The organism is Cupriavidus sp. GW823-FHT07A04, assembly GCF_058794615.1.
Genome location: NZ_JBXAHA010000002.1, coordinates 21,323 through 46,578, shown reverse-complemented (window position 1 = coordinate 46,578; position 25,256 = coordinate 21,323). Strand labels below are relative to the sequence as shown.

Annotated in this window: 26 protein-coding genes; 12 read left to right on the top strand and 14 right to left on the bottom strand. The window is 66.9% G+C overall.

The window, feature by feature from the left end; translation table 11 throughout:
- Genes AC1Q7Q_RS03480 through AC1Q7Q_RS03470 form a run of 3 tightly spaced genes read right to left on the bottom strand, consistent with a single transcriptional unit; the run spans position 1 to position 3,409 of the window.
- Complete coding sequence (locus AC1Q7Q_RS03480) at positions 1-1,215, bottom strand: class I SAM-dependent methyltransferase (protein ID WP_492374224.1); 1,215 nt, start codon at positions 1,213-1,215, stop codon at positions 1-3.
- Complete coding sequence (locus tag AC1Q7Q_RS03475) at positions 1,212-2,060, bottom strand: DUF1365 domain-containing protein (RefSeq protein ID WP_492374223.1); 849 nt, start codon at positions 2,058-2,060, stop codon at positions 1,212-1,214. The genes AC1Q7Q_RS03480 and AC1Q7Q_RS03475 overlap by 4 nt, the downstream gene beginning before the upstream one ends.
- Positions 2,061-2,065: 5 nt before the next feature.
- Positions 2,066-3,409, bottom strand: coding sequence for an NAD(P)/FAD-dependent oxidoreductase (locus AC1Q7Q_RS03470; RefSeq protein ID WP_492374222.1), 1,344 nt, complete (start codon positions 3,407-3,409; stop codon positions 2,066-2,068).
- A gap of 188 nt (positions 3,410-3,597) precedes the next feature.
- Between AC1Q7Q_RS03470 and AC1Q7Q_RS03465 the strand changes: the two genes are divergently transcribed.
- On the top strand, positions 3,598-4,212 hold the full coding sequence (locus tag AC1Q7Q_RS03465; RefSeq protein WP_492374221.1) for a TetR/AcrR family transcriptional regulator: 615 nt from the start codon (positions 3,598-3,600) through the stop codon (positions 4,210-4,212).
- A gap of 102 nt (positions 4,213-4,314) precedes the next feature.
- Here AC1Q7Q_RS03465 and AC1Q7Q_RS03460 read toward each other — a convergent pair whose 3' ends face one another.
- Both AC1Q7Q_RS03460 and AC1Q7Q_RS03455 read right to left on the bottom strand, forming a co-directional pair.
- On the bottom strand, positions 4,315-4,584 hold the full coding sequence (locus tag AC1Q7Q_RS03460; protein ID WP_150984521.1) for a hypothetical protein: 270 nt from the start codon (positions 4,582-4,584) through the stop codon (positions 4,315-4,317).
- Positions 4,585-4,842: 258 nt separating this feature from the next.
- Complete coding sequence (locus tag AC1Q7Q_RS03455; RefSeq protein WP_492387128.1) at positions 4,843-5,859, bottom strand: sigma-54 interaction domain-containing protein; 1,017 nt, start codon at positions 5,857-5,859, stop codon at positions 4,843-4,845.
- A 324-nt stretch (positions 5,860-6,183) separates the two neighbouring features.
- Here AC1Q7Q_RS03455 and AC1Q7Q_RS03450 point away from each other — a divergent pair, with 324 nt between their 5' ends.
- Together AC1Q7Q_RS03450 and AC1Q7Q_RS03445 are read left to right on the top strand one after the other, a co-directional pair.
- Positions 6,184-7,593: a sigma-54-dependent transcriptional regulator gene (locus AC1Q7Q_RS03450; protein WP_492375279.1), complete on the top strand. Its 1,410-nt coding sequence runs from the start codon at positions 6,184-6,186 to the stop codon at positions 7,591-7,593.
- Between the two features lie 173 nt (positions 7,594-7,766).
- Positions 7,767-8,597, top strand: a complete 831-nt coding sequence (locus AC1Q7Q_RS03445; RefSeq protein ID WP_492375278.1) for a sensor histidine kinase — start codon at positions 7,767-7,769, stop codon at positions 8,595-8,597.
- A 243-nt stretch (positions 8,598-8,840) separates the two neighbouring features.
- Here the strand turns inward: AC1Q7Q_RS03445 and AC1Q7Q_RS03440 are convergent, their stop codons facing one another.
- The 6 genes from AC1Q7Q_RS03440 to AC1Q7Q_RS03415 are packed head-to-tail and all read right to left on the bottom strand — an operon-like array spanning position 8,841 to position 14,964.
- Complete coding sequence (locus AC1Q7Q_RS03440) at positions 8,841-10,799, bottom strand: response regulator (protein WP_492375277.1); 1,959 nt, start codon at positions 10,797-10,799, stop codon at positions 8,841-8,843.
- A gap of 7 nt (positions 10,800-10,806) precedes the next feature.
- Positions 10,807-12,204 carry a sensor histidine kinase gene (locus AC1Q7Q_RS03435; protein ID WP_492375276.1) on the bottom strand — a complete coding sequence of 466 codons (1,398 nt, stop codon included), beginning with the start codon at positions 12,202-12,204 and terminating at the stop codon, positions 10,807-10,809.
- Positions 12,201-13,304 (bottom strand): ATP-binding protein, encoded by a 1,104-nt coding sequence (locus AC1Q7Q_RS03430; protein ID WP_492375275.1) that lies wholly within the window; start codon positions 13,302-13,304, stop codon positions 12,201-12,203. The genes AC1Q7Q_RS03435 and AC1Q7Q_RS03430 overlap by 4 nt, the downstream gene beginning before the upstream one ends.
- A gap of 15 nt (positions 13,305-13,319) precedes the next feature.
- Entirely contained in the window at positions 13,320-13,736 is a 417-nt protein-coding gene (locus tag AC1Q7Q_RS03425; RefSeq protein WP_492375274.1) for an ATP-binding protein, read from the bottom strand.
- 50 nt (positions 13,737-13,786) lie between these two features.
- Positions 13,787-14,140 carry an STAS domain-containing protein gene (locus tag AC1Q7Q_RS03420; protein ID WP_492375273.1) on the bottom strand — a complete coding sequence of 118 codons (354 nt, stop codon included), beginning with the start codon at positions 14,138-14,140 and terminating at the stop codon, positions 13,787-13,789.
- A gap of 23 nt (positions 14,141-14,163) precedes the next feature.
- Positions 14,164-14,964 (bottom strand): STAS domain-containing protein, encoded by an 801-nt coding sequence (locus AC1Q7Q_RS03415; RefSeq protein WP_492375272.1) that lies wholly within the window; start codon positions 14,962-14,964, stop codon positions 14,164-14,166.
- A gap of 357 nt (positions 14,965-15,321) precedes the next feature.
- Between AC1Q7Q_RS03415 and nthA the strand changes: the two genes are divergently transcribed.
- From nthA to AC1Q7Q_RS03390, 5 genes are all read left to right on the top strand, one after another.
- Positions 15,322-16,008, top strand: a complete 687-nt coding sequence (gene nthA / locus AC1Q7Q_RS03410) for a nitrile hydratase subunit alpha (protein ID WP_492375271.1) — start codon at positions 15,322-15,324, stop codon at positions 16,006-16,008.
- On the top strand, positions 16,005-16,676 hold the full coding sequence (gene nthB, locus AC1Q7Q_RS03405) for a nitrile hydratase subunit beta (protein WP_492375270.1): 672 nt from the start codon (positions 16,005-16,007) through the stop codon (positions 16,674-16,676). The genes nthA and nthB overlap by 4 nt, the downstream gene beginning before the upstream one ends.
- Positions 16,669-17,055 carry a nitrile hydratase accessory protein gene (locus tag AC1Q7Q_RS03400; RefSeq protein WP_492375269.1) on the top strand — a complete coding sequence of 129 codons (387 nt, stop codon included), beginning with the start codon at positions 16,669-16,671 and terminating at the stop codon, positions 17,053-17,055. The genes nthB and AC1Q7Q_RS03400 overlap by 8 nt, the downstream gene beginning before the upstream one ends.
- 173 nt (positions 17,056-17,228) lie before the next feature.
- Entirely contained in the window at positions 17,229-17,825 is a 597-nt protein-coding gene (gene ribA, locus AC1Q7Q_RS03395) for a GTP cyclohydrolase II (protein WP_043355124.1), read from the top strand.
- A 129-nt stretch (positions 17,826-17,954) separates the two neighbouring features.
- Positions 17,955-19,304: a sensor histidine kinase gene (locus tag AC1Q7Q_RS03390; protein ID WP_492375268.1), complete on the top strand. Its 1,350-nt coding sequence runs from the start codon at positions 17,955-17,957 to the stop codon at positions 19,302-19,304.
- A gap of 7 nt (positions 19,305-19,311) precedes the next feature.
- Here the strand turns inward: AC1Q7Q_RS03390 and cqsA are convergent, their stop codons facing one another.
- Together cqsA and AC1Q7Q_RS03380 are read right to left on the bottom strand one after the other, a co-directional pair.
- Complete coding sequence (cqsA, locus tag AC1Q7Q_RS03385; RefSeq protein ID WP_492375267.1) at positions 19,312-20,640, bottom strand: alpha-hydroxyketone-type quorum-sensing autoinducer synthase; 1,329 nt, start codon at positions 20,638-20,640, stop codon at positions 19,312-19,314.
- 218 nt (positions 20,641-20,858) lie between these two features.
- Entirely contained in the window at positions 20,859-21,710 is an 852-nt protein-coding gene (locus AC1Q7Q_RS03380; protein ID WP_492375266.1) for an AraC family transcriptional regulator, read from the bottom strand.
- Between the two features lie 123 nt (positions 21,711-21,833).
- Here AC1Q7Q_RS03380 and AC1Q7Q_RS03375 point away from each other — a divergent pair, with 123 nt between their 5' ends.
- Positions 21,834-22,643, top strand: coding sequence for a sulfite exporter TauE/SafE family protein (locus tag AC1Q7Q_RS03375; protein ID WP_492375281.1), 810 nt, complete (start codon positions 21,834-21,836; stop codon positions 22,641-22,643).
- Between the two features lie 22 nt (positions 22,644-22,665).
- On the opposite strand, the gene AC1Q7Q_RS03370 is transcribed toward AC1Q7Q_RS03375, so the two are convergent.
- Complete coding sequence (locus tag AC1Q7Q_RS03370; RefSeq protein ID WP_492375280.1) at positions 22,666-23,037, bottom strand: hypothetical protein; 372 nt, start codon at positions 23,035-23,037, stop codon at positions 22,666-22,668.
- 349 nt (positions 23,038-23,386) lie between these two features.
- Between AC1Q7Q_RS03370 and AC1Q7Q_RS03365 the strand changes: the two genes are divergently transcribed.
- The 3 genes from AC1Q7Q_RS03365 to AC1Q7Q_RS03355 all read left to right on the top strand — a co-directional run bounded on the left by AC1Q7Q_RS03365 (position 23,387) and on the right by AC1Q7Q_RS03355 (position 25,186).
- Positions 23,387-23,836: a PA2169 family four-helix-bundle protein gene (locus AC1Q7Q_RS03365; protein WP_492375265.1), complete on the top strand. Its 450-nt coding sequence runs from the start codon at positions 23,387-23,389 to the stop codon at positions 23,834-23,836.
- A gap of 486 nt (positions 23,837-24,322) precedes the next feature.
- Positions 24,323-24,763 (top strand): Hsp20/alpha crystallin family protein, encoded by a 441-nt coding sequence (locus AC1Q7Q_RS03360; protein WP_492375264.1) that lies wholly within the window; start codon positions 24,323-24,325, stop codon positions 24,761-24,763.
- Positions 24,764-24,778: 15 nt separating this feature from the next.
- Positions 24,779-25,186 (top strand): Hsp20/alpha crystallin family protein, encoded by a 408-nt coding sequence (locus tag AC1Q7Q_RS03355; RefSeq protein WP_492375263.1) that lies wholly within the window; start codon positions 24,779-24,781, stop codon positions 25,184-25,186.
- Positions 25,187-25,256 lie beyond the last annotated feature (70 nt).

Below are 25,256 nucleotides of genomic sequence, written 5' to 3'. Positions count from 1 at the left end.
TCAGGCATTCCGCTGAAGCACGAACTGCATGACGTCGGTGCGGCCTTCGTCGAATCCGGCTTCGCAGTAGCACAAGTACAGGCGCCAGGTACGGATGAAGACCGCATCGAAGCCCTGCGCGGCGACATCATCAAGCCCCTGCTCGAAGGCCGCGCGCCAGCGCCGCAGCGTCTCGGCGTAATCCGGGCCAAACGCCAGCGTGACGCGGCTTTCCAGCCCGGCCCGCAACCCAGCCCTCAGGAATCGCTCGGGGCTGGGCAGCATGCCGCCCGGGAACACGTACTCGCGGATAAAGTCGCTGCTCGCGCGATAGGCCTTGAAGCGCGGCTCTTCGATGGTGATCGACTGCACCAGCGCGCGCGCGCCGGGCCGCAGGCGCTGGTGCAGCATCTGGAAGTAGCCGGGCCAATAGCGCTCGCCCACGGCCTCGAACATCTCGATGGAGACAATGGCGTCGTACTCGCCATCGAGATCCCGGTAGTCGCGCAGCTCCAGCCGGGCGAGCCCTTGCAGACCGGCCTGGGTCACGCGTTGCTGCGCTACCTCAAGCTGTGCGGAGGAGATGGTGATGCCGTGCACGTGGATCCCTTGCCTTGCCGCATGCATGGCAAAGCCGCCCCAGCCGCAGCCCACCTCCAGCACGCGCATGCCGGGCTTGAGGCCGAGCGTGTCGACGATATGCTGGTACTTGGCGTCCTGCGCCGCTTCCAGCGGCCGGGCCCGCTCGCCCTGGAACAGCGCGGCCGAATAAGTCCAGGTCGGGTCCAGCCAGCGCTGGTAGAAGGCGTTGCCCAGGTCGTAGTGCGCGTGGATATTGCGGCGGCTGCCGGTACGGCTGTTGGGGCGCAGCCGGTGGCGCAGGCCATACCACAGCCGCGCAAGCCAGCTGCCGACCACGGTCTGCGGCAGCGCGGACTCATTGCGGATGGCCAGGCGCAGCAGCGCGGTGAGGTCCGGCGTATCCAGCCAGCCTGCGCGGTAGGCTTCGGCAAAGCCGATGTCCCCGGCGCGCAGGATCTCGGCACAGGCACGCCAGTCGCGCAGTTCCAGGCGCGCGCCGGGTCCGGCATGCGGATCGCCAAACAGGCACTGCTCACCCGAGGGCGCGACCAGCAACAGGTGGCCAACGCGGATGCGCGCGAGCAGGGTTAAGAAAAGACGGGCTGACGCAGGGGCACCGTCGGGCGGCAGGGTTAGCGCGCGAGAGGGCGTCATGGCTTGTTTTCCTCGAACTGCGACAGGTTGGCGGAGGGGTTGGGGAAACTGGTCGGGCCGGGGGGATCCGCACCGGGGCCTGGGTCTTTGCCGCGGAACGGCACTTTCTTCAGCCACAGGCGCAGTGCCTGCCAGTGGATGCGCGCCATCACCGACACCGTGAGCCAGGGCTGCCTCGCCAGCGCACCCAGCACATTGGCGCGCGAAAACGGCAGGCGGCGCCCGCCGATCGCGGTACGGATCACGAGGCCCGTGGCGTCGTAGTAGTCAATGCCGGCAAAGCTGGTGCCGCCGGTATCGCGCAGGCGGAACGCATAGCTGCCCTCGACCACGCAGAACGGCGACACATGCAGCGCCTTGTGGCAGCTCAGCACGGTGTCGGGGCCGATTGCGCAGCGGTCGGGCGCGCACAGCAAGTAACGGTGGCTGGCGCCGAAGGTGTTGTTGACCTCGGCCAGCACCGCGCGCAACTGGCCGGCGCGGTCATGGCAATGCCAGAAGCTCACCGGGTTGAAGGCATAGCCGAACACGCGCGGGAACGTCTGCAGCCAGATCTCGCCGTCGGCCGGCAGGTTGGCCTCGGCCAGCAGCTTGCGCATCCACGCGGCCAGGTCGCTGCCATCGCGCGGGCCGTAGTCGCGCGTGGCAAGCGACAGCGGCGCCCAGCGGTCGATGCCGAACCACCAGTGGCGCAAGGCAGGCAGGCGGTCGAGATTGCAGCGCAGGTAGAACACCGGATACACAAAGCGGTGGCGTGCGGGGCGCAGGCGTTCATGCATCACGCGGCCAAGTAGCAACCACGCGGGCGGCGCGTCGGCGGGGCTGCTGGCGAGGTGGTCTTCCATGCCGCTCATAGCCTGGCCCAGTCTGGGAGCACATCGAAATCGGCGGCCACGCGCAGCGCGGACTTGAGCCCGTCCTCATGGAAGCCGTAGCCCGTCCAGGCCCCGGCAAACCAGGTGCGGCGCCGGCCCTGCAACGCGGGCAGCGCGGACTGCGCCGCCACGGCGGCCAGGTCAAAGACCGGATGCTGGTAGCGGTAGCGGCCCAGTTCCGTGCCGGGCGCTGGCGCGGTGACGGGGTTGAGCGTCACCACCACCGGGGTCTTGAAGGGCAATGGCTGGAGCTGGTTGCACAGGTAGCTCACGCAGACCGGGCGGGTGTGGCCGGCATGATCGTGCGTGCCCGGGCCCGCATCGTGGGTGCCAACGGCACCGCCCAGGTAGTTCCAGGCTGACCACACCTTGCGCCGGCGCGGCAGCAGGGCCGGATCGGTATGCAGGATCGCCAGGTTCGGCTGGTACTGCACCGCGCCAAGCGTATGGCGCTCGCCGGGATCCGCGTCCGCCAGCATGCGCAGCGTGGTGGGCGCATGGGTGGCCAGCACCACCGCGTCGAAGTGCTCGGGGCCATCTTCGGTCAGCAGGTCAACGCCGCGCTCATGCCTGCGGATGCTGCGCACGGGCGTCGATATCCGGATGGCGGCATCGCGCTGCGCCAGTTGCGCGGCGATCCGCTGTACATAATCGCGCCCGCCGCCCTGCACCGTTTTCCACTGCGGCCGGTTGTTGACCTGCAGCAAGGCGTGGTTGAGGCAGAAGCGCAGGAAGGTGGCGGCAGGGAAACGCAGGATATCGGCGGTCGCGCTGGACCAGATCGCCGCCGCCATCGGCAGCAGGTAGTTGTGGCGAAACGGCTGGCCATAGCCGCCGTCGAGCAGCAATTGGTCCACCGAGCAGCCGCTCCGGATGGCCAGCGCCAGGTTGCGCTCGGCGGCACCGTTGAAGCGCACGATATCGCGCAGCATCGACAGGAAGCTGGGCGAAAAGAGGTTGCGGCGCTGCGCGAACACGGTGTCGAGGTTGCTGCCGGCCCATTCCAGCCGGCCCTGGTCCAGCGATACCGAGAACGACATATCGGTGGGGTAGGCCGTGACCCCAAGCTCGGCGAACAGCGCGATCAGGTTGGGATAGGTGCGGTCGTTGAACACAAGGAAGCCGGTGTCCACGGGATGGCGCGCGCCCTCCAGCTCGACCTCGACCGTGTTGGTATGCCCCCCCAGGTAGTCACCGGCTTCAAACAATGTGATGTTGTGCCGACGCGACAGCAGATAGGCGCTCGCCAGGCCGGAGATGCCTGCGCCGACCACGGCGATGCGCTGGCCGCGCGGATAGGTTCCGGGCGCGCCGCTCATGCCGGTTCCTGGCTGGCGAGCGCGCGCTCGCCAATAGCGCCAGCCCTTGTGGCAGCTTGACTGGCAGCGGTTGCAGGGCGGCAGTGCTGGGGATTTCCTGAATTCGACATCGCTTTGCCTGGATGGGTGCTAAGATGGTTTCGTACCGTGTTGGAAAAAAGATTACTACATAGTAGCGAGATTTACTAATGAGTATTTTCGGCAGGCTGAGTTTCAAGGACCAGGCTTTCAAGCTGCGTGAGGACGCGATCCTCGATGCGGCGACCCGCATCCTGGCTGGCAAGGGCTTCGACCTGATGACCATGGACGACGTGGCGCTGGAGGTTGGCATCTCCAAGCCCAGCCTCTACAAGCACTTCAAATCCAAGGAGGACCTGGTCGGCGAAGCGCTGATCCGGCTGATCGACGGCGCGCTCGAGTACCTGGAGCAGCTCCCGGGCGATCTCACGGGGCTGGCGCGCCTGCGCGCCTTGCTCGAGTGGGCGCTGCGGGTACGCCTGACCGGCGGGCTGCCGTTCCTGCCATCCACCAGCCCGCATGTGCGCGAAATGCTCACGCGCAACCTGCGCTACGTCACGCGCGTGCTCAAGCTCAACCGGCAACTGGAACAGCTCGTGGCCGAGGCCAAGGCGGCGGGCGAGCTCGACCCGTCGCTGCCCGACGAGGTGATCCTGTTCAGCTATTACGCGCGCACTTGCGATCCGGCCGTGGAGTACCTGCAGCTGTACAGCAAGCTGGGCACCGACGCGATCGTCGAGCACATGCTCAAGGTCAGCTTTGAAGGGATGCGTAGTCACTTGTAGGCGGGCGCGGGCAAGCCGCGCGCTGGGGTCCTGATGCCTACATGTACGGTGCGCAGCGGGGATTGGATGCGCGCCGGCAGCGCCCGGCCCGGGGAGGCGGGCCTAGTCGAACTCGACGTAGAATTCGCCGCGCGGCCCGTCAAAGCCGACGCGTGGCACCTTGCCGTGTTCGCGGCTGGAGCGGGCCAGGGCGCGGAGCTCGGCCTGCCGGGCGGGCTCGCGCAGGCTGCGGCGGGCCTTGGTGCTGATCTCCACCGGGCCACACTGAGGGTTGTCGCAGTCGTACCGCACCCATTGCCCGTAGCTGCCTCGACGGGCACGGGCTGCGGCCTGGGTGCCGCAAAGCGGGCAGTATTCTTGTTTTTCCTTCATCGCCGTCAATGGTCTTAAAGGGGAGGGGGGCAGGGGCGGGAAAATCGGTCCAGGCGCCATGCTGCCTCACTGGTAGCAACGCAAAGTCAAATTGAAACATGGCCAGCCACGACGCCAGGCGGTCAACGTGCTGACAGACTTTGCATACAAGTCTGCGCAGTTCGCGATCGTGGTGCTGCCCCTCTTTAGAGGGGATCGATTGTCCGAGGGGCGCACTGGGACGCGGTGAGCGCGCCTCCAGTGGGCGAATGGCGCGGCTCAGCTCGTGCGATAGGCATCCAGCCGGTTGTAGAGCGTCTTCAGGCTGATGCCAAGCGAGTGCGCAGCCTGCCGCTTGTCGCCGCCAAAGCGCGCCAGCGTGGCCAGGATGATCTCGCGCTGGGCGTCGGCCAGCGAGGTGCCGATGCGCACGTTGACGAAGCCGTCCAGCGTGGCCGGCCGTGGCGGTTGGGTGGCGATATTGGGGTTGACGATGTCGATGACGCGGTCGGCCAAGATAAAGGCGCGATAGATGGTGTTCTTCAGTTCGCGCACATTGCCGGGCCAGCCGTAGTGCCGCAGCCGTTCCAGCGCCGTACCGGAGAACACCTTGTCGGCGCCCTCCATGGCGTTGAATTCCGCCAGGAAGTGCCTGGCCAGCTGCGCGATATCCTCGCCACGCTCGCGCAGCGGCGGAATGTGCAACGGGAAGACCGCAAGGCGGTAAAGCAGGTCCTCGCGCAACTGGCCAGTGCGCACCGCGTCGACAGGGTCGCGGTTGGTCGCGGCGAGGATGCGCACGTCGCACACGATCTGCGTGTCGCCGCCCACGCGGTGGAAGGTGCGCGTCTCCAGCACGCGCAGCAGCTTGATCTGCATGTCGGGCGCCATTTCCGTGACTTCATCCAGAAACAGCGTGCCGCCCCGGGCTTGCTCGAAATACCCGGCCTTCTGCTGCACGGCGCCCGTGAAACCGCCTTTCTCGTGGCCGAACAACTCCGACTCGATCAGCGTGGGGGATATCGCCCCGCAATTGACCGCGACGAACGGGCCGGCCCGGCGCGCGCCGCGGTCGTGCACGGCGCGGGCTACCAGCTCCTTGCCGGTGCCGCTTTCGCCCACCGCCAGCATCGTGACTTCCGTGGCGGCCACGCGGTCGATCTGCGCGAGCAACTGCTGCATGACGGGCGAAGCGCTTTGCCATAGCAAGGCCGAGGGACCCTGTACGGCGCGCCGCGGCGCGCCGCATGCCGGCGTGGCGGGAAGGGAGGCGGCGGGCGGGTTGAGGCTTGTCATCGAGTGCGGCATGGGGGCGTGATCGCCTATGGCCGGGTCGGCGGGAGGTGCGTCGGCGGTGGGGCAATCTGGGGGCAGTTGAGCTAATCCTAGCGCGTGCTTTGGCTTGAGGCCACTGTTTTGAACGGTTCCTGCGCCAATGCGTGCCGGCGCGTGGCGTTGTCAGACAGACACTGGTACCGCTGCGGCTGGCGCCCGCATAAAATTGGTTGTATCCCCGGATTAACCTTGGCGCCAGGACGCACTACCGCCCTATGTTCTGACATAAGGCCAGGACCGTGCTTGCCGTGGCAGCCGGGTGATACGGTGCCGATACGGAGAACGATGCCCCACATCCTGATCGTCGACGACGATGAAAATACTTGTGCCGCACTGTCCGAGATCGTGGCGGCCGAGGGCTTCACGTCCGCCACCGCAGGCGACTTGCGCGAAGCCTGCCTGCAGATCGGCTGGCAGGTGCCGGACGTTGTGCTGGCCGACCTGAAGCTGCCCGACGGCAGCGGCATGGACCTGTTCAACGAGGTCGGCACCGCCGGCGTCGAAGTGATCCTGATGACTGGCTACGCCAGCGTGGAATCCGCCGTGGACGCCCTGCGCCGGGGCGCCACCGATTACCTGGTCAAGCCGATCAACGTGACACGCCTGCGCACCGTCCTGAAGCGCATTGCCACCACCGGCGACCTCAAGGCGGAAATCCATTCCCTGCGCGACGAACTGCGCCGCTATGGCCGCTTTGGCCGCCTGCTTGGCAGCTCCGAAGCGATGCAGGTGGTCTATGACCAGCTCAGTAAGGTCGCGCCCACCGAGGCCACGGTGCTGCTGGTGGGCGAGAGCGGCACCGGCAAGGAGCTGGCCGCGCAGACCTTGCACGAACTCTCGGCGCGCCGGCGTCAGCCCTTCCTGGCCGTGAACTGCGGCGCGATTTCCTCCACGCTGATCGAGTCCGAGATGTTCGGCCACGAGCGCGGCAGCTTTACGGGTGCGGAGCGCCAGCACAAAGGCTACTTCGAGCGCGCTGACGGCGGCACGCTCTTTCTCGACGAAATCACCGAGATGCCGGTCGAGTTGCAGGTCAAGCTGCTGCGCGTGCTGGAGTCCGGCGCCTTCTTGCGCGTTGGCACCAACCGCGAGCTGCATGCCGATGTGCGTGTGGTGGCCGCCACCAACCGCAATCCGGAAGAGGCGGTAGCCGAGGGCAAGCTGCGTGCCGACCTCTATCACCGGCTCAACGTGTTCCCGATCGAGCTGCCGCCGCTGCGCGCGCGCGCCGACGACGTGGTGCAGATCGCTAACACGCTGCTGGAGCAGATGAACGGCGAGCATGGCACGCAACGCCGCTTTGCCCCGGCGCTGCTCGATAGCCTGCTGCTGCATGCATGGCCCGGTAATGTGCGCGAGCTGCGCAACTTTGTGCAGCGCGCCTATATCATGGCCGACCAGGATCTCATTGCCGATGCGCACGTGCCGCTGCAGGTGGCAGCGACCAATACGGCCGCCACCGCCATGGTCTCGGTGCCAGTGGGGATGTCGCTGGCCGAGGCCGACCGCCAGTTGATCTTCGCCACGCTGGAGCAGTGCTCCGGTGTGAAGAAGCACGCCGCCGAGATACTCGGCATCAGCCTCAAGACCTTGTATAACCGCCTGGAAGAATACGCCTCAAGGGGTGAATTGCCCGAGTCGCTGCGCGCCAACGGCACGAGCACGCCGCCGGGCAGCACCACGGCGCCGAACTAGCTTGTGCCGCGTGCCGCCAGCGTTCCTGGGACGTCGCCGCTGGATCGGATACCAAAAGTTGGCCGGGTGCGTGCCCGGATTACGGTTTCGCGCTACACGGACGCCATCCATTGGCGTGCGCGGTATGGTTATTGCATGACAACCGGGCGAGCATGCAGCCCCAAAAGGTATCCATGTCGCAGCAACACCATCCTTCAGAAGGCCCCGATGCATCGGATCGTCCCGCGACCGTTGAACCCAGCGAGCCGATCCAGAGCGGCGCCGAGGTCGCCACGTTGATCAGCCAGGTGGCGCATGACCTGCGCTCCGCGCTTAACGGGGTGCAGAGCTGGGCCTACGTGCTGGACCACACGCTCGACACGCCTCCCGCCTCCGCGCAGCGGGCGCTTAGCGGCATCCGCACCGGCATGCAGCAGCAACTGGCGCTGATCGAACACATGGAGGAGGCGGTGGCGCTGCTGGCCGACGACAGCTCGCCGCAGTGGGAGCGCGTAGACCTGCTGGCCGCATTGCAGAAGGCGACGGACGAGGTACGCCCGGTGGCCGAAGCGCGCGGCGTCATACTGGCCGCAGCGGGCGTGGACAGCGCTGCGGATCAGCCTGGCGACGGCCTGCTGATCGACGCAGACACGCGCCGCCTGGATCCGCTGCTGCGCAACTTGCTGGTGCACTGCATTCACCATGCGCGCAGCGCCGATACCGTGGAGACGCACCTCAAGTTCGAGGCGGGGCGGATCCGGCTGCGCATTACCGAGAGCCGGGCGCCCACCGGCGCACGCAGGGAAGAGCGCATTGCCGTGCTCTCCGATTTCTTCCGCCGGCGCAAGGCCCAGGGCGGCAACTCGGCGCCACGCCAAGGCACTGCGCTGCTGCTCGCCAGGCGGCTGGTGGAAACGCATGGGGCGCACATCGAGGCCGAAGGGCAGGGGTGTTCGACCGATAGCGGATCGGTGTGCATTACAGTGAGTTTTCCGCTGCATGCCACGCCGCACGAAACCCATTGAGCACGTAGTTTTTACCGGTTGCAGTATAAAGTGCATGGCGCCTGCGAAATGCCGTTTTCAGTTTGGCTTCGAAGCCTCACGCCCGCTGCGGCGGCGGGGGCCTGTCGCCTGGCGGCGGATCGCTCACGGGCACGGGCGGATCGGGATCAGGCACTTCCGGGGGAGGAACCTCCGGCGGTGGCGGGTTTTGATCAGGCTCAGGCGTGATATGAAAGTGCATCTGCATGCTCCATCTCCGAAAAATCAAGATCGGGGGGCAGCCGGCTCCCCAAGTTCTTCCAGCATCCGCGACAACACCTCCAGGTCCACCGGCTTCACCAGATGTTGGTCAAAACCGGCTTCGTTGGTCCGCTGCCGGTCGGCTGGCTGGCTATAACCCGTCAATGCCACCAGGCGCACATGCTGCAACTCGGGGATGGCACGCAGCCGTTGCGCAATCTCGAAGCCATCCATTGCCGGCATCCCGATATCCAGCAAGATCACATCGGGCTGCGCCTTGACCGCGCGCACGATCGCGGCCGGCCCGTCGATGGCGGTCACCACCGTGTGTCCCATGGCCTCCAGCGTGAGCGCCATGGCCTCCAGCGCATCGATGTTGTCGTCTACCACCATCACCGTGCGCGGCGTGCCGAGCGGGGAGCGTAGCTTGCCCACTTCGGGCTGCCAGCTCTGCCACGGCTGCGCGGGCAGCTCCACCACAAAGGTGCAGCCCAGGCCCGCGCCCGCGCTCTGCGCGTGGACAGTGCCGCCATGCAGCTTGACCAGCTTTTGCACCAGCGACAGCCCGATGCCCATGCCCTCCTGCCCGGTGGTGCCGCGGGGCTTGTCGCCGTAATGCGCGGTGGTTGGGTCGAAGATGGCATGCAGCGCCTGCGGCGACAAGCCGGGGCCGTTGTCCCGCACCCGGACCGTGAGCAGCGTACCGTCGCTGGTGACTTCCAGCGCGAGCTGGCCGTCCGGCTGGGTATAGCGCGCCGCGTTGTGCAGCAGGTTGCTGAAGATCTGCGTCAGCCGCACCAGGTCGCCGCGTACTGGCATTGGCCCCTCGGGCACGCTCAACCGCAGCGAGTGGCCGCGCGAATCGATCAACGGACGCACGGCTTCCACGGCGGTGCTCAGCGCGGTGCGCAGCTCGACCAGGTCGTCGCGCAGCACGATCCGGCCCTGGGTGAAGCGCGAGATATCGAGCAGGTCGTCCACCAGGCGGGTCAGGTGATGCAGCTGCCGGGCGATGATGTCGCGCGCCTTGAAGGTGTCCTCGCGGCTTGGCGCGCAGCGCATCAGCAAGTCGGCGGCGCTGCGCATCGGTGCGAGCGGGTTGCGCAGTTCGTGGGCCAGCATGGCGAGGAAATCGTCCTTGCGGCGATCCTCGTCCAGCAGCATGCGCTCGGCGCGCTTTTGCGGAGTGATGTCCTGGCAGATGCCGGCCACGCGATAGAACACGCCGGCCGTGTTGGAGACCGGGAATGCGCGCGCGCGGACCTCGCTGACTTCGCCGTCGCCTCGCTCGAGCCGGAATTCCGCATCCATATGGCCGTCGCGCAACATGGCATCGAATGCAGCCTCCATGCGCTCGCGGTCCTCGGCGTGCACGCTGGCGAGCCAGTTGCGCGGGTTGTGCTTGAGGTCTTCCACCGGGCGCCCCCAGAGCTGGGCGAACGACGGGCTCATGAACAGGAACTGGCGCTCGGCGGGGTCCAGGATCCACAGCGCATCGGAGAGATTCTCGGCCAGCTGGCGGAACAGTTCCTCGTTCTCGCGCAGCGCTTGCGACGACTGGCGGGAGGCCTCCTCGGCCTTGCGCATGCGCAGCAGGGCATTGATGCTCGACACCAGTTCTTCCGCGTCCACGGGCTCGATCAGGTAGCTGTCGGCGCCGCCATCCAGGGCCTGAACCCGGTGGCGCGATTCGGTCAGCGCGGCCGAAGTCTGCAGCACCAGCGTGCTGGCGGTCTCGGGATCGCTCTTGATCAGCCGGCACACTTCCAGTCCACTGATGTCGGGCAGCTTCACATCCAGCAACACCAGGTCCGGGGCATGCTGGCGCACCAGCGACAGCGCGGCCTGTCCGCTCGCGGCCTCCAGCACGGAGAAGCCCGCGCGCTGCAGGATGCGGCCCTTGACGTAGCGAGCCCCGTCGCTATCGTCCACGTTGAGGATCAGCGGGCGCCTGGCGTTGATGGGAGAGGGCAGGATGTTCATGGCGAACTCAGCGAAGTGGCGTATCGAAAGGTGCTGTGTGGCGTGTGCATGCGGGGCAGTGAGCGGGGATCGTCAGCGTGAAGGTGGATCCCTTGCCAGCCTCGCTTTGGACGTGGATGTCGCCGTTCAGCAATTCGGCAAGCTGGCGGCACAGCGGGAGGCCCAGGCCCGTTCCCTTGGCCCGGTGCTGCAGCGGGTTCGCGATCTGCGCGAACTCCTCGAAGATCACCGGCAGGTGTTCGGGAGCAATGCCGATGCCGGTGTCCGCAACCGTGAGCACCAGCTGGTCGGTGGCCGGGAGGTAGAGGGCGCTCACACGCACCTCGCCGCGCTCGGTGTACTTGAGCGCGTTGGAGACAAAGTTGCGCAGGATCTGCGCCACCTTGCCCTCGTCGGTACGCAGTGACGGGACGTGGTCGACGGCGCCGATCACCAGTTCCACCTCGGTGCTGTGCTGCAGCGGGCGCATCATGCCGCGCAGCGCGCTGAAGGTACTGTCCAGCGTGAATTCGGTGACGTGCACTTCGGTCTTGCCCGAGGCGATCTTCGCCAGGTCGAGCAGGTCGTCGACCAGCTGGCTCAGCGCCTCGGCGGAATGGCGCACCATCGTCACCTGATGCACCTGCTCGGCATTGAGCGGGCCATCGGTCTGGTCGAGCAGCAACGTGGACAAGGCGCGGATCGAGCTGAGCGGCGTGCGCAGTTCGTGGCTCACGTTGGAGAGGAAGCGGCTCTTGGTTTCGTCCGCCACGCGCAGGCGGTCGGCCCGATCATCCAGCTCCGCGTACAGGGCCACCACACCACGGTTGGTGTCCGCCAGCTCGTTGGCCAGCAGCTCGAGCTCGCGCTGGCGGGCGGCCAGTTCGTGCAGCGTGCCAGCCAGCTCGCGGTTCTGCTCGCGCAGCTCGCTCGCAAGCAGATCAGGCGAGCGCTCCAGGCAGCGCCCGGAGATGGCGGCCAGCGCGGCTGGCGCAGGCTCCGCCGCGGCTGGCGGCAGATGCCGGCGAATGGCGAGACGGGGTTGCTGGCTTGCCTCGGGGTCAAGCGACCAGGTGTCGGCCAGCGCCACGGCATGCAGCAGCGCCTGGCCCGGCGGGTCGCCCGCCAGGGCCTCGCCCCGCAGCATGCGTGCCAGCGTTGAAATGGCGGAGGGCGCCGCGTCGACGACGATGGCGAGTTCGCGCGCCGCCTCGTTGCGGCAATCGCCGCGATCCAGTTCCGCGCGCAGCGTGCGGGGCTCGTCCATCGCCAGCAGCAGGCGCGCAAGTTCCGACACCGTGGTGGCGATGGCCGTTTGCTCGATCGCGGAGAAGCCAAGCTCGGCCGCGGCGTTGCGGGCGGCCTGGCGCGCCACCACCACGTCGGTGTCCGCGCGCAGGGTGATCTGGAACAGCGGGAGCTTCATGGCAAGGCTCCCTGGCCAGCAGCGGCAGCCGAGCCCGGGGCGCTCAACGGGCCCGTCCACGCGTGGCATTCGCTGTTGCGGCGGCACACGATCACGGTGACGTCATCGCGCCCGCGCGCGAAATCCCGGTACAGCACCGCCGCGATGATGGCCGGGTGCCGCGCGTTCAGACCCGGATAGTCGTCCAGGTCCCAGTGCGTGCCCAGGCCATCGCTGTGCAGGATCAACAGCGTGTCGGGCGGCCACGGTGCCTCCACTTCAGTCACCTTGCGTATGGCGTAGCCGACGATGCCGTTGTGCGAAATCAACTGGCGCCGTGTCCCCGTGCTGCCCAGCGTCCCGGGCGTGACCACGCAAGCGGCGATGTTGCCGATGCCTGCAAAGCGGATCCGCCCCGGCGCCGTCTCGATGCGGGCTACCGCCATGGCCGCGCCGCGCGTGGCCCGCAGTGCCGCATGGGCGTGCCCGATCAGCACCGCGGGGGCCACGAAGGCATGGGCGGCGGCAACCCGCTTGGCGGCCTCGGCGGCGCGCGCGGCATCGGGGCCGTGGCCGAGCCCATCGGCCACCGTGAGGCTGGATAGCTCGTGCGCCGAACTCACGTGCCAGCCATCGCCGCACTCGGTCTCGCCGGCAATGGGCACGCACACTGATCCCACCGAGATCGCCGGCAGGGCTGGTGGCGCTGGCCGGTCGGAGGGGGAGAGCGCCATGCGCAGGACCGTGCCTTTGCCGGGCGCGCTGTAGATATCGAAGGCGGTGGCGAGCCGGCTTATTGCTCCCAGCCCGTTGCCGGCGGTGCCGGTCGTGGAAAAGCCGTCGCGCAGGCTGGCGCTGAGGTCGGCCATGCCAGGGCCGCGGTCGATGGCGATCACCTCCACCTGCGGCGCGGCCGGCCCGGCAACTTCTTCCTGCAAGGCACGGATCAGCAGTTCGCCATCCCCGCCGTGCTTCAGGATGTTGGTTGCTGCCTCGGAGACGGCGATGGCCAGGCGGCCCGTGGCCACCTCGCTAAAGCCACAGCGGATGGCCAGCTCGGTGACCGTGCGGCGCGCCTGCGCGACATGGCTGGCTTCCTGGATCGAGGCTCTAATCTGCATGATGTTCTCCCGCATTCAGAACACGCCGTAGCGGGCGATGGTCACCGTCGTTCCCCGGCCCGGCGCGCTATCGATCTCGAAAGCGTCGGATAGCCGCCGTGCGCCACCTAGGCCAATGCCCAAGCCGCCGCCGGTGGTGAAACCGTCCTGCAGGGCCGCCTGCACATCGGCAATACCGGGCCCCTGATCGATGAACCGCAACTGCACGCCGCGCCGCGCGCCCGCCGTCACCGGCAGGACCTGCGCGGTGCCGCCGCCGCCGTAGAGCACCATGTTGCGCGCCAGCTCGCTCGCCGCGGTGACCAGCTTGGTCTGGTCGACCAGGGACATGCCCTGTGCCACCGCCGCTTCGCGCACCAGCTTGCGCAGCCGCACCACGTCCTCGCCCGTGCGCAACGGCATGTTCTGCGCCGCCGCATGGCTCTCGGGCATAGCCTGCTGAAGCGAGGGCCTCTGGGCCGCGAAAACGCCGTCGTGCGGGTTCATGCGCCGGCCTGCAGCAGGGCCATGCCGCGCTCCACGTTCAGCGCGGTGCGCACCCCATCCAGCGGGACCCCGAGTTCCACCAGGGTGATCGCCACGGCGGGCTGCATGCCGACGACCACGGTCTGGGCGTCAAGCACGCGCGCAATGGCGGCGGTATTGCCAATCATGCGGCCGATGAACGAATCCACCAGGTCCAGTGCTGAGATGTCGATCAGCACGCCCTTGGCGCGGTCCTTGACAATGCGCTCGGAAAGGTCCTCCTGCAGCGTCAGTGCCAGCCGGTCGTGCATGTCGACCTGGATCGTCACCAGCAGCAGGCTGCCCATGCGAAGAATTGGAATGCGCTCCATATCCGTTCGTCCGTTGCGCGCGGCTAGCGCCGGGCGGCACTGGTAACGGCGCCCCCGGTACGCTTGAGCGCGACGCGGAACGCATCCGCCAGGGTGGCCTTGGTGGTGACATCGGCCAGGTCCACGCCGAGGTGGACAATGGTCTGCGCAATCTGCGGGCGAATGCCGCTGATGATGCAATCCGCGCCCATCAACCGGGCCGCCGCCACGGTCTTCAGCAAGTGCTGCGCGACCAGCGTGTCCACGGTGGGCACGCCGGTGATGTCGATGATGGCGATCGAGGCGCCGGTATCGACGATCTTCTGCAGCAGATTCTCCATCACGGTCTGGGTCCGCGCGCTATCCAGCGTGCCGATCAGCGGCAGCGCCAGGATGTCGTCCCAGAGCTGCACCACGGGCGTCGACAGTTCCATCAGTTCGCTTTGCTGCCGCGCGATGACCTCTTCGCGGCTGGCCTGGTATAGCGTCGTGGTGTAAAGGCCGAGCTGATCCAGCAGGGCGCTGGTCGCCCAGGTTTCGTCCGCCAGCCGGACCGGGTCCTGGACCAGCAGCTTGCGCAAGCGCACGAAAGCCAGCTGCTTGAGCGAGAACACGAACATGGCCGTATCAGCCGGAGAGAAGCCTTCGCGGGCGCGGCGGCGCGAGATATCCGCCAGCACGCCGCGTACGCGCTCCCATTCCGGCTTGCTCAGGTCCGCAGTGGCGCCGGCGCGCAGCGCTTCGCGCAGGCCGTGCAGGAAGCGCTGGGACTGGTCGCGCAGCTCCGCTTGCGCCAGGCGCTGCCCGCCCGGCAGGGCAAGCTGCTGCGCTACCCAGTCATTCAATAGCGCCTCGGGTTCGTTTGTAAGAACGCTTGTAAGAACGACTAGGGCGTCAGGGCCCTGATCGGTATTTTCTGCATGTAGCGTTTGCGCCACGATTCTCCCCCTTGATATGCCGAAGGCTGCGTTTCCCCTTGGCCGGCAACGGTTTGCGGGCGATGCCCAGGAGCCGGCGGGCCTGGCTCGTGCCGCCTGGTGGCCCGGATGGAGGAAATGGCGCAAAAGCCGTGCCCACGTGCAGGACCCTGCCACAGGAAGGCGCCGGGCGGCCCGGATTGCCAGGCGCCGCGCGCGCGGCCATACTGAGCGCTCAGCAGTGTCCGTGCCAGAACGATCCCGAAACGATCTCCCCAGACATCGATGCGCCAAGACTCTCCCGATTCGCCAGCCAGTCCCCCGCATGGCCATGACCACGATCACGGCCACGGCCACGGCGGCAGCACGCTCTCCGAGATGGACCTGCGCGTGCGCGCGCTGGAATCGCTGCTGGTGGAGAAGGGCTATGTCGACCCGGCCGCGCTGGATGTCCTGATCGAAGCCTACGAGCAACACATCGGCCCGCGCAACGGGGCGCGCGTGGTCGCCAAGGCCTGGGCCGATCCCGCCTACAAGGCGTGGCTGCTGGCGGACGCCACCGCGGCCATCGCCTCGCTCGGCTTTACCGGCCGCCAGGGCGAGCACATGATCGTGCTGGAGAACACGCCCGCCACCCACAACATGGTGGTCTGCACCCTGTGCTCCTGCTATCCCTGGCCGGTGCTGGGACTGCCGCCGGTCTGGTACAAGTCCGCGCCGTACCGTGCCCGGGCGGTGATCGATCCACGCGGCGTGCTGCGCGATTTTGGCTTTACGCTGCCGCAGGCGGTGCAGATCCAGGTGTGGGACTCCACCGCCGAGCTGCGCTACCTGGTGCTACCCATGCGCCCGGCCGGCACCGAGAGCTGGAGCGAGCAAGCGCTGGCGGAGCTGGTGACCCGTGACGCGATGATCGGCACGGGGCTGCTGCCGGACGTGACCACGCCGGCAACGGCAGGGGAGCCGCAATGAACGGTGGCCAAGACCTCGGCGGCATGCAGGGTTTCGGCCCGGTTCGCCCGGAACCCGATGAGCCGGTATTCCACGCCGGCTGGGAGCGCCGCATGCTCGCGCTTACGCTCGCCATGGGTGCGCTCGGCAAGTGGAATATCGACACCATGCGCGCGGCTCGTGAAAGCCTGCCGCCGGCGCAGTACCTTGGCAGCAGCTACTACCAGATCTGGTTCGAAGGCCTCAAGGCCATGCTGGTCAAGACCGGCATGGCCAACGCGGAAGAGATCGCCAGCGGCGCATCCACCGCGCCGCCGCTGCCCCTCGCGCGCATCCTGAGCGCGGATCAGGTTGCCCCGGCCCTGGCGCGCGGCACACCCAGCGCCCGGCCCGCGCCGGGAGAAGCCCGTTTCCAGGTGGGCGACCGGGTACGCACCCGCCAGATGCATCCTGCCGGCCACACCCGGCTGCCACGCTATTGCCGTGGACGGCAGGGCGAGATTGCGGCTGTGCATGGCGCCCATGTATTCCCGGACGCCAGCGCCGCCGGGGCCGGCGACCAGCCGCAGTGGCTCTACACCGTGCGCTTTGCCGCCACCGAGTTGTGGGGCTCCGACACCACCGCGGCCTCGGTCTGTGCGGATTGCTGGGAGTCCTACCTTGACCCGGCGGAGGTGGCCCATGGCTGATCCGGCGCCAACTTCGCCCTCGCCCGCAAGCCTGCTGGCCATGCGGGCAGCACTGCCGGCACTGCCTTGCGACAGCACCGGACCGGTGTTCCGTGAGCCGTGGGAAGCACAGGCCTTTGCGCTGGCGCTCGCCCTGCATGAGCGCGGCGCCTTTACCTGGACGGAATGGGCGGCCACCCTGTCGCAGGTCATCCGCGAAGCCCAGGCCGGGGGGGATCCCGACAACGGCGAGCATTACTACCGCTTCTGGCTGACCGCGCTGGAGCGGCTCGCCGCGGCCAAGGGCCTGGTCGACGCCAGCGCGCTGCTGGACCGGCGTGACGCGTGGGACGCGGCGGCCCGGCGCACGCCCCACGGCCAGCCGATCGAGCTTGGCTGAGGCGCCAAGGCGGCCGGTCTGAGCGCGACTTTCAGGCCAAATACGAGCCGCCGGCGGGCGCCCGGCCACTTGCCCGCCAGCGATCCGGCCCCGCTCGTGCTACCGTAGCGGACTAGACGCTATCAAGCGCCCCGATGCCGCGCCGCCAAGGCCGGCGCAACACTCCGACTGACATGAACGACACAGAGATCCAGCTGATCGGCTCGGCCCGCTTGCCGACCCGATTTGGCGAATTTACCGCCCACGCCTTCAAGGGTGCCGTTTCGGGCATCGAACACCTTGCGCTGAGCGTTGGCGACATCACTGGCGAGGCAGTGCTGACCCGCCTGCATTCCGAATGCCTGACCGGCGACGTTTTTGGCTCGTGCCGTTGCGACTGCGGCGAGCAGCTCGACCTGGCCATGAAGAAGATCGCCGAGGAAGGCCGCGGCATCCTGTTGTACCTGCGCGGCCAGGAAGGGCGCGGGATTGGCCTGGGCCACAAGATCCGCGCCTATGCGCTGCAGGACGGCGGGCTCGACACGGTCGACGCCAACCTGGCGCTGGGCCAGGAAATCGATAGCCGCAACTACGCCTTTGCCGCCGACCTGCTGCATCAATGGGGCGTCAAGTCGATCCGGCTGATGAGCAACAATCCCAAGAAGAAGCAGGCGCTGGAAGCCGCAGGCATCAAGGTGGTCGAGCAGATGCGTCATATCGTGCCGTCCAACGCCGAGAACGAAAAATACCTGGAGACCAAGCGCGAGCGCATGGGGCACCTGCTGGATTGACGCCGGGCGGCAAGCCAACGGCGGATTCCGGCCCAAGCTACGAAAAGCGCACAAAACCGAGAAAAGAACCGGTGTATCCGGCTACACTTTCGCATCGTTGCCACCATCAGCCCTCAGCCGGTTCTCAACATGCTTGCCCAGATTCAACGCAGTTGCGGTGAAAGCGCGATGCGCCTGCGCCGGGTGCTTGCCAGGGAAGTCCATCTCGATATCCGCCAGCCCGCCCAGGTCAAGCGCATCCGCCTTCTGGGGTGGCTCGCCTTTACGGGCTACCCGGCGTTCTACCTGATCTGGAAATTCTGGTTTCCCCAGCCTTACGAGAGCCTGGCCCTGCGGCTGGTGGCCATGGTCATGTGCCTGCCGCTGATCGTCTCGCGCGACCTGCGTGACAAAAAATGGCTTCCTGCACATTTTTTGGCGACCCTGACGTACAGCCTGTCGTTTTTCTTCGTCTACATGTATTTGATGAATCACGGCAACCTGGTGTGGTCCCAGTCGCTCGTGATCGCCGTCATCATCCTCTTCAACTTCAGCGGCTGGCTGGGTGGCGCCACCTCCCTGGTGGTGGGCACCGCCCTGGCGTGGCTGGTCTACAACTACGTGACGCCGCCACCCGCCGCGATGCTGGCGGTGAACTGGCCGGTGGAGCTGCCGATCATCGGTTTCACCATCTGTACCATCGCTGTGCTGAAGATTGACCAGCGCATCCTGATCCAGGAAAAGCTGGACGGCATGGCGATTGCGCTGGGCACGGTGGCCCATGAGCTGCGTACGCCGATCCGCAGCATCGGCTCCACGGCGCTCGGCATGGGCCGGTACCTGCCGGGGCTGATCCGTTTCTATGAGGAAAACGAGACGCCGGAAAACTCACTGCACCTGCCGCGGGCCCATTTTGGCCTGCTCAAGGACGCGTTGCCGCGGATCCAGCTGGAGGTCGACCGCATGAACCACGGCATCGACGTGCTGCTGGTCAATGCGCGCGCCAAGTCCCTGCACGGGCCCAGCGAGGTTTTCCTTCTCGGCCAGGCCGTGGAGGAAGCGATCTCCCGCTACCCCTTTGAAGCCAGCCAGCGGGAGCTGGTGCGCGTGGATCTGGAAGAGAATTTCCTGATTCACGCGGACCAGAAGCTGATGGTCATGGTGTTGTTCAACCTGATCAAGAACGCGCTGCACGCGCTGGCGCGGGCAGGGCACGGCGATATCCGGCTGCGGCTGGAGCGCGGCACCCGGCGCAACCGGCTGATCTTCCGGGATACCGGCACCGGCGTGCCGGAGCGCGAGCTGCCGTCCATCTTCAAGCGTTTCCACACCTACCCGCGCAATGAGGGCACCGGCATCGGCCTGGCCTTTTGCCGTGAGACGCTCGAGGCCTGGGACGGGCGCATCCATTGCAGCTCGGTCGAACACGAGTACACGGAGTTCGTCCTCGAGTTCCCGCTTGCCAAGCCGCGCCCGGAGGGCGACGGCGCGGCAAGCTGAGCCTGCATCAGGCCGCGCCGTGCAGCGCTTCGAGGCTGGCTTGCAGCGTGGCCTGCATGGCCATCGGCGGGCGCGCCACCAGCGTGCGCGGCTTGCGCTGCGTGGAGCGCCAGCCGGCCAGGTTCACCTCATCGCGGATTTCCGCGCAGACCTGGATCAGGCGCTCGATTTCCACGGCGGTGAGGTGGGCATGCATGGTCAGCCGCATCAGCGCGCGGTCCCGCGCGGTGGCCGGCGCGCAGAACACGGCGCCAAAGATCCCGCGTGACTGCAAGGCATTGCGCAGCACCAGCGTCTGCTCCTCGGTGCCAGACTCCAGCGCGATGATCTGCTCGGATCCTGCCGAGACGTTGTAGCCCAGCCCGGACAGCGCTTCGCGTACCTGAGCCGACACCGCGTGCAACTGCCTGCGGCGATCGTTCGCCCCGACGATGAAATCCGCTGCGGCGTCGAACCAGGCCAGTTCATGGCTGAGCAGCCCCGAACTGAAAATAGCCGGGCGCGATTCCGCAGCGAAATACCCCTTGAACGACGACGGGCACGTCACCAGCCCCGCGCGGCCGCCAAATGCCTTGGCCAGGCTGGCTGTCTGGAAGTGGACCCGCTTCGACAGTCCGAGCTGCGCCACCAGGCCCGCGCCGCCGGGGCCATGCGTACCAAGAGAATGTGACTCATCAACTACAATCACACTGCCGGTACGCTCCGCAACCTCCACGAAATCGGTCAGCGGGCACAGGCTGCCATTGGTGCTGTAGACGGAATCCACCACGATGATGCCGGGGCCCTCCTTACGGATCTGGCGCTCGGCGTGCTCCGCATCGTTGTGCATGAACGGCACGGCACGGGCGCGCGCCGCGTGGGCGCCTTCCCACAGCGACATATGGGCCAGCATGTCCAGGTAGACCGGCGTGCGCTCGTTGGCGATGCTCTGCAGCAGGCCCACATTGGCCACCCAGCCCGACTGGCAGAGGATGCTGTCCTCGGCGCCGCTGAACTGCGCCAGCTTGCGCTCCAGCCGGCTGGTGGGGTTGTCGCCGTACTGGAACACCGCCGACATCAGCAGCTCGCTCTCCGGCCCGCGCATGGCGGCCGTCTGCGCGCGCACCAGCTTGTCTTCGCCGAGCAGGCAAAGATAGTCGTTGCTGGAGAAATGCACGGCGTCGGGCCCCGGTTGCCGGCCGTGCAGCAGATGGCTGCCGCCCCAGCGCTTCTGTACGCGTTCCACCTCGTGGCCCGCCACCCGCGTGGTGACAAAATCCGGCCAGGCAGCCACCGTGGCGGCGGCCTGATGCGACGTACGGCTAGCTTGCAGGCAACCCGAATCCATATTGCTCATTACAACCCCCTTGAAGTACTCCGACTAAAGAAAATGGCCGAAACGGCCGATAAAGGTCGAGGCAACACAGGTGCATCCCGCGTCCTTTGTTTGCAATATAGGTTCCGGGGCGGAATGCAGCCTGCTGCATGTCTGATGTTGCGCCGACAAGCTATTCTGACGCGTGTCCGGGAATTCGCCTTGTTCCGTAGCAGACAAATGGCGCGGCGACGCCACGCCTAGATGTGGGCCAAGGCTTCGGCGGGCAAGCCGGCAGGCGGCAATGCGGCGGCCAGCGGCGCGCCGGCGGCGCGCGGGCTGGCCATGCCTTGGCGCAAATATTCTGTGGGGGCGTGGCCCAGCACGCGGCGGAACATGGTCGAGAAGGCCGCCGGGCTGTCGTAGCCGAAATCCAGGGCAATGCGCGTGACGGCGTCGCCGGCGGCCAGCCGGGACAAGGCCAGGACCACGCAGGCGCGCTGGCGCCATGCCGAAAACGCCATGCCGGTCTGCTCGCGGAAAAACCGGCTGAAGGTCCGGCTGCTCATGTGCAGCACCAGGGCCCAGCGTTGCGGCGAATCATGGGTGTCGGGCTGCCGGAGAAAGGCGTGGCATAGCGGCGCGAGCCGCGCATCGCGCGGCAGCGGAATATGCAAGGGCAGCGCCGTCATGCCCGCGATCTCATGCAGCAGCAGGGCGACCAGCGCGCCGTCCCGGCCGTCGGGATCGTAGTGCGCCGGCATCTCCACCGCGCCAATCAGCAACTGCCGCATCAAGGCCGATATCCCCACCACCTGGCACGTATCGCCCGGCCCCGGCACGGCGCCGGGCTCGATATACAGGCTGCGCGTGCTGACGCCCAGCATCGTCACCTCATGCGCCATCCCCGGCGGAATCCACACCGCGCGCTGCGGCGGAACGATCCAGTTGCCATCGTGCGTCGCCACATGCATCACACCCGTCGCGCCATAGAGCAGCTGCGCGCGGCGATGGGCATGGCGCGGCAGCAGGTAGCCCTCGGGGTAGTCGGTGCCGATCGCAACCACGGGCCTGGGCACGTGGTCGTAGTCGTCGATGCGGACGTTGCGCATGGAAGGAAATGGCGGCGGAAGGGTGGAATGGCCGAAACACAAATATTATTGTCCAATCTTCGAAAGTTGGCCATGCCAACCGCACGTATCGTGGGCGCACCTGGAACCCACTCCGCCTTTGCGATGCTCTATCTCCTTTTTGTCCTGTTCGGCTGCCTGACTGGCTTGACCACTGTTTTGTTCGGCTTCGGCGGCGGGTTTGTGGTGGTGCCTTTGCTTTACCGCGCATTGAGCGCCGCCGATGCGCATGGGCCAGGCCAGTCCGCCATGCATATTGCCGTCGCGACCTCAACGGCGGTGATGATCCTGAGCGCCTCGCTCGCCACGCGCAAGCATCGCCTGGCAGGCAACATCCTGTGGTCCTATGTGTGGCCGCTGGGGGGATTCATCGGGTTGGGCGCCATCATGGGCGCCGGCGCCGCCACGCTGGCGAGCAGCGACGTGGTTCGCCTTGCCTTTGTGGCCTACCTTGGCGTCACGCTGCTGGATTGCCTGGCACGGCGCGGATTTCTCGCGCGCGCCGGGCAGGACTCACCGCAGCGGCTCGGGCAGGCGCAGACGGTGGCGGGCGGCCTGGCGATCGGCGCAGTCGCCACGTTCCTCGGCGTGGGGGGCAGCGTCATGACCGTGCCCCTGCTGCGCCGCCGCGGCCTGAGCATGGCGCAAGCCACGGCGATGGCGAACCCCTTGAGCTTGCCGGTTGCCGTGCCGGGCACCCTGGCCTATGTGGCCATGGCGTGGTACCAGCCGGTGGCGCTGGGCAGTGGTTATCTGGGGTACATCGACCTCGCCGCATTCGGCTTGCTATCGATCGGCGCCCTGGCCGGCATCCGCCTTGCCGCCCCGCTGGCCGGGCGCATCCCCGACCGCGTGCATGCGCGCGTCTATCTCGGGCTGCTGGCCCTGGTGATGGTCAGCATGATGTTCAAGTAAGCGCGAGCCTGGCGCCGGCCGCTCAGGCCATGACCCGCGCAGCGTCCGTGCGCGCCCACCAGCGATGCTCGCCCACGGCTTCCAGCAGTGCATCGTGCTCGGAGGCCCCATCCTTCTTGGCGAGCACCACGCCAGGGCCGGCAAAGCCGCCGTCGATCCCGGCTGCGCGCGCGGCGGCGGCAACCAGCATCGCGCCGGTGCCACCCGCGCCGATCGGCTTGTCATGCTTGTAGGCCTCGCAGATGAAGAGCACGGCAGCGGGGTCGGCCTGCAGCGCATCGACATCGCCTTGCGGCACATGGACGGCATCGAACATCACGGAACCCACCGAGGAGTGTCGGCCGGAAACAGCAGCAAAGACTGATCCAAGGCAGATAGCGTGCCAAGGGCGCATCGGCATGCACAGGCGCGCTCAGGCTGGTCCTTGCCAGGCAATGCCGGGCAATGCCGGGAAGGGCACGTGGAATTTTCATGGGGATGTCAATTGTGCCGGCAACTGTCTGCGGCTTGCCCCCATGTCCGCGGGGCTGCTGTAGGCCGGCACCGACAAACCGTCGCGCCTTCTCCCTACAGCCGGCGGGGCCGCCCTTTCGTAATGTGGAGGGGTGGCAAGGCAGGGCGCATCGCAGCGCCGACGCCAAGGCCCGCTTCATCGGCTGTCGTCTTCACGGCGCCACTCTCTTTGAGGTTCTGAAACCCTGGACCCTTGAACACTGTCTTTCAACACGCTGCAAGGAGCTCACATGGCTGACAAGAATATCTCCATACTGAACGACCTGATCGAAGTTTCGCGTGACGGCGAGCAAGGCTTTCTCAAGGCAGCGGAGGATGCCCAGAATCCTGAGCTCAAGTCACTCTTCGCCAGCCGCGCCACGGACATCGCCGCCGGCGTGAGGGAATTGCAGGCACAGGTGGCGGCGCTCGGCGGCAAGCCCGAGGAACACGGCAGCGTGGCCGGCGCGCTGCATCGCGGCTGGGTCAGTCTGCGCACGGCGGTGGCCGACCGCAACGATCTCGCCATTCTGGAAGAAACCGAGAAGGGCGAGGACGTGGCCAAGAAGAAGTACGCCGACGCGCTGCAGGAAACCGAGCTGAGCGTCGAAGTCCGTGCGCTGGTGGAACGCCAGTACCAGGGCGTGCTACGCAACCACGACCTGATCCGCGACCTGCGCAACCGCTATCGCGCAGCCTGAGGCCAGCCGCCTCCCGCACGTCAGGCTCGTCATGATTGGCATGTACGACGGTGCACCCACGTTCGTCGGCCAGCATCCTATGACCAGCCCGATTCTGCTCAACGAGAGGCAAGCCGGCGCTGCCGTCGAGGGCATGCTCCGGCGAGTGGTGTTCGGACTACATGGGGCGATTGACTTTGAATACCCACGGCCTATCGATTAGGCGATGAGCCTGTCCCGCCTGTTTGAGCGGCGTGCAACCGGGAGCACCAGCCGCGGATGCAATGCAAGCGAGTGTGACCAAACGCGACCGGGGCAGCACGAATCTCACGAACGGCGCAGGCTTGCTCCCCTTGAAATTTGGGTGGCCAATTACTATTTTATTTTTGCTCAGGCAGTCGCGACCATTGCGCGCTGCGTGTTTCTGTTTGTTTGCCAGCGGCTTGGCAGGTGGATGGGAGCGCGTTGCCCCTTCGCCTCCTTGCTGCGTCGAAGGAGGATACAACCATGAGCGATCTTTTCTTTGGAACTGACGTCTTCAGCGAACTCGACCGCATGCAAAGGCAGATGGCGAGCTTGTTCGGCGGCTTCCCATCCAGCATCCGCTCCGGCCGCTTCGGGGCATTTCCCCCCGTCAATATCGGCGCCACGGACGATTCCATCGAGATCGTCGCGTTCGCACCGGGGCTCAAGCCAGACAAGTTCGAGGTGTCGATCGACAAGGGCTTGCTGACCATCAGCGGCGAGCGCGAGACGGCGCAAGCGGAGGATGATCCGGAGGTCCGGCTGTACGCGCAAGAGCGATTCACAGGCACGTTCCGGCGCGTCGTCGAATTGCCGCAGAGCGCCGACCCGGACAAAGTTCAGGCGCGCTATGCCAACGGCTGCCTGTCTATCAGTGTCGGTAAGCGCGAAGCCTCGAAGCCCCGGGCGATCACGGTCCAATAACGCGAGGAGAATGCCATGAACGAAACTACCCAAATGGTTGAACGCAACCAGAATGCGGTGACAAAAGGTCAGGAAGACAGGTCGACGCCGACGATGACGCTGCTTCCCGCGGTCGACATCGTCGAGGACAGCAACGGCGTCACCCTCTGGGCCGACCTTCCAGGTGTGACCAGGGACAAGCTCGAGGTGAATGTTCACGACGGCAACCTCCATATCGAGGCGGAAGCGGTCGTGCCCACCCCCCAAGGACTGCGGGTGCAACATGCGGAAATTCGCCAGCCGCACTTCGCACGCGCTTTCTCGTTGAGTGCGGACCTTGACGCGTCGAAGATCGAGGCGAACCTGCAGGACGGCGTGCTCAAGCTGACGATCCCGCGTCGCGACGAAGCGCGCCCACGCCGCATTGCCGTCAACGTCGCGTGAGTTGCCGTCGCCCGCCGGGTAGCGGTGGCGTCCGCAAGGGCGCCACCGCAGTGCCCGCGGAAATTGGCTG

Bases quoted from the DNA above. Each gene is read 5' to 3' on its own strand.
- AC1Q7Q_RS03380 (WP_492375266.1), bottom strand. From the start codon at position 21,710: ATGCGCAACGTCCGCATCGACGACTACGACCACGTGCCCAGGCCCGTG.
- AC1Q7Q_RS03480 (WP_492374224.1), bottom strand. From the start codon at position 1,215: ATGACGCCCTCTCGCGCGCTAACCCTGCCGCCCGACGGTGCCCCTGCG.
- AC1Q7Q_RS03465 (WP_492374221.1), top strand. From the start codon at position 3,598: ATGAGTATTTTCGGCAGGCTGAGTTTCAAGGACCAGGCTTTCAAGCTG.
- AC1Q7Q_RS03400 (WP_492375269.1), top strand. From the start codon at position 16,669: ATGGCTGATCCGGCGCCAACTTCGCCCTCGCCCGCAAGCCTGCTGGCC.
- AC1Q7Q_RS03420 (WP_492375273.1), bottom strand. From the start codon at position 14,140: ATGGAGCGCATTCCAATTCTTCGCATGGGCAGCCTGCTGCTGGTGACG.
- AC1Q7Q_RS03370 (WP_492375280.1), bottom strand. From the start codon at position 23,037: ATGCGCCCTTGGCACGCTATCTGCCTTGGATCAGTCTTTGCTGCTGTT.
- AC1Q7Q_RS03375 (WP_492375281.1), top strand. From the start codon at position 21,834: ATGCTCTATCTCCTTTTTGTCCTGTTCGGCTGCCTGACTGGCTTGACC.
- AC1Q7Q_RS03475 (WP_492374223.1), bottom strand. From the start codon at position 2,060: ATGGAAGACCACCTCGCCAGCAGCCCCGCCGACGCGCCGCCCGCGTGG.
- AC1Q7Q_RS03450 (WP_492375279.1), top strand. From the start codon at position 6,184: ATGCCCCACATCCTGATCGTCGACGACGATGAAAATACTTGTGCCGCA.
- nthA (WP_492375271.1), top strand. From the start codon at position 15,322: ATGCGCCAAGACTCTCCCGATTCGCCAGCCAGTCCCCCGCATGGCCAT.
- AC1Q7Q_RS03390 (WP_492375268.1), top strand. From the start codon at position 17,955: ATGCTTGCCCAGATTCAACGCAGTTGCGGTGAAAGCGCGATGCGCCTG.
- cqsA (WP_492375267.1), bottom strand. From the start codon at position 20,640: ATGAGCAATATGGATTCGGGTTGCCTGCAAGCTAGCCGTACGTCGCAT.
- AC1Q7Q_RS03360 (WP_492375264.1), top strand. From the start codon at position 24,323: ATGAGCGATCTTTTCTTTGGAACTGACGTCTTCAGCGAACTCGACCGC.
- nthB (WP_492375270.1), top strand. From the start codon at position 16,005: ATGAACGGTGGCCAAGACCTCGGCGGCATGCAGGGTTTCGGCCCGGTT.
- AC1Q7Q_RS03470 (WP_492374222.1), bottom strand. From the start codon at position 3,409: ATGAGCGGCGCGCCCGGAACCTATCCGCGCGGCCAGCGCATCGCCGTG.
- AC1Q7Q_RS03435 (WP_492375276.1), bottom strand. From the start codon at position 12,204: ATGAAGCTCCCGCTGTTCCAGATCACCCTGCGCGCGGACACCGACGTG.
- AC1Q7Q_RS03430 (WP_492375275.1), bottom strand. From the start codon at position 13,304: ATGCAGATTAGAGCCTCGATCCAGGAAGCCAGCCATGTCGCGCAGGCG.
- AC1Q7Q_RS03355 (WP_492375263.1), top strand. From the start codon at position 24,779: ATGAACGAAACTACCCAAATGGTTGAACGCAACCAGAATGCGGTGACA.
- AC1Q7Q_RS03445 (WP_492375278.1), top strand. From the start codon at position 7,767: ATGTCGCAGCAACACCATCCTTCAGAAGGCCCCGATGCATCGGATCGT.
- AC1Q7Q_RS03425 (WP_492375274.1), bottom strand. From the start codon at position 13,736: ATGCCCGAGAGCCATGCGGCGGCGCAGAACATGCCGTTGCGCACGGGC.
- AC1Q7Q_RS03460 (WP_150984521.1), bottom strand. From the start codon at position 4,584: ATGAAGGAAAAACAAGAATACTGCCCGCTTTGCGGCACCCAGGCCGCA.
- AC1Q7Q_RS03440 (WP_492375277.1), bottom strand. From the start codon at position 10,799: ATGAACATCCTGCCCTCTCCCATCAACGCCAGGCGCCCGCTGATCCTC.
- AC1Q7Q_RS03365 (WP_492375265.1), top strand. From the start codon at position 23,387: ATGGCTGACAAGAATATCTCCATACTGAACGACCTGATCGAAGTTTCG.
- ribA (WP_043355124.1), top strand. From the start codon at position 17,229: ATGAACGACACAGAGATCCAGCTGATCGGCTCGGCCCGCTTGCCGACC.
- AC1Q7Q_RS03455 (WP_492387128.1), bottom strand. From the start codon at position 5,859: ATGACAAGCCTCAACCCGCCCGCCGCCTCCCTTCCCGCCACGCCGGCA.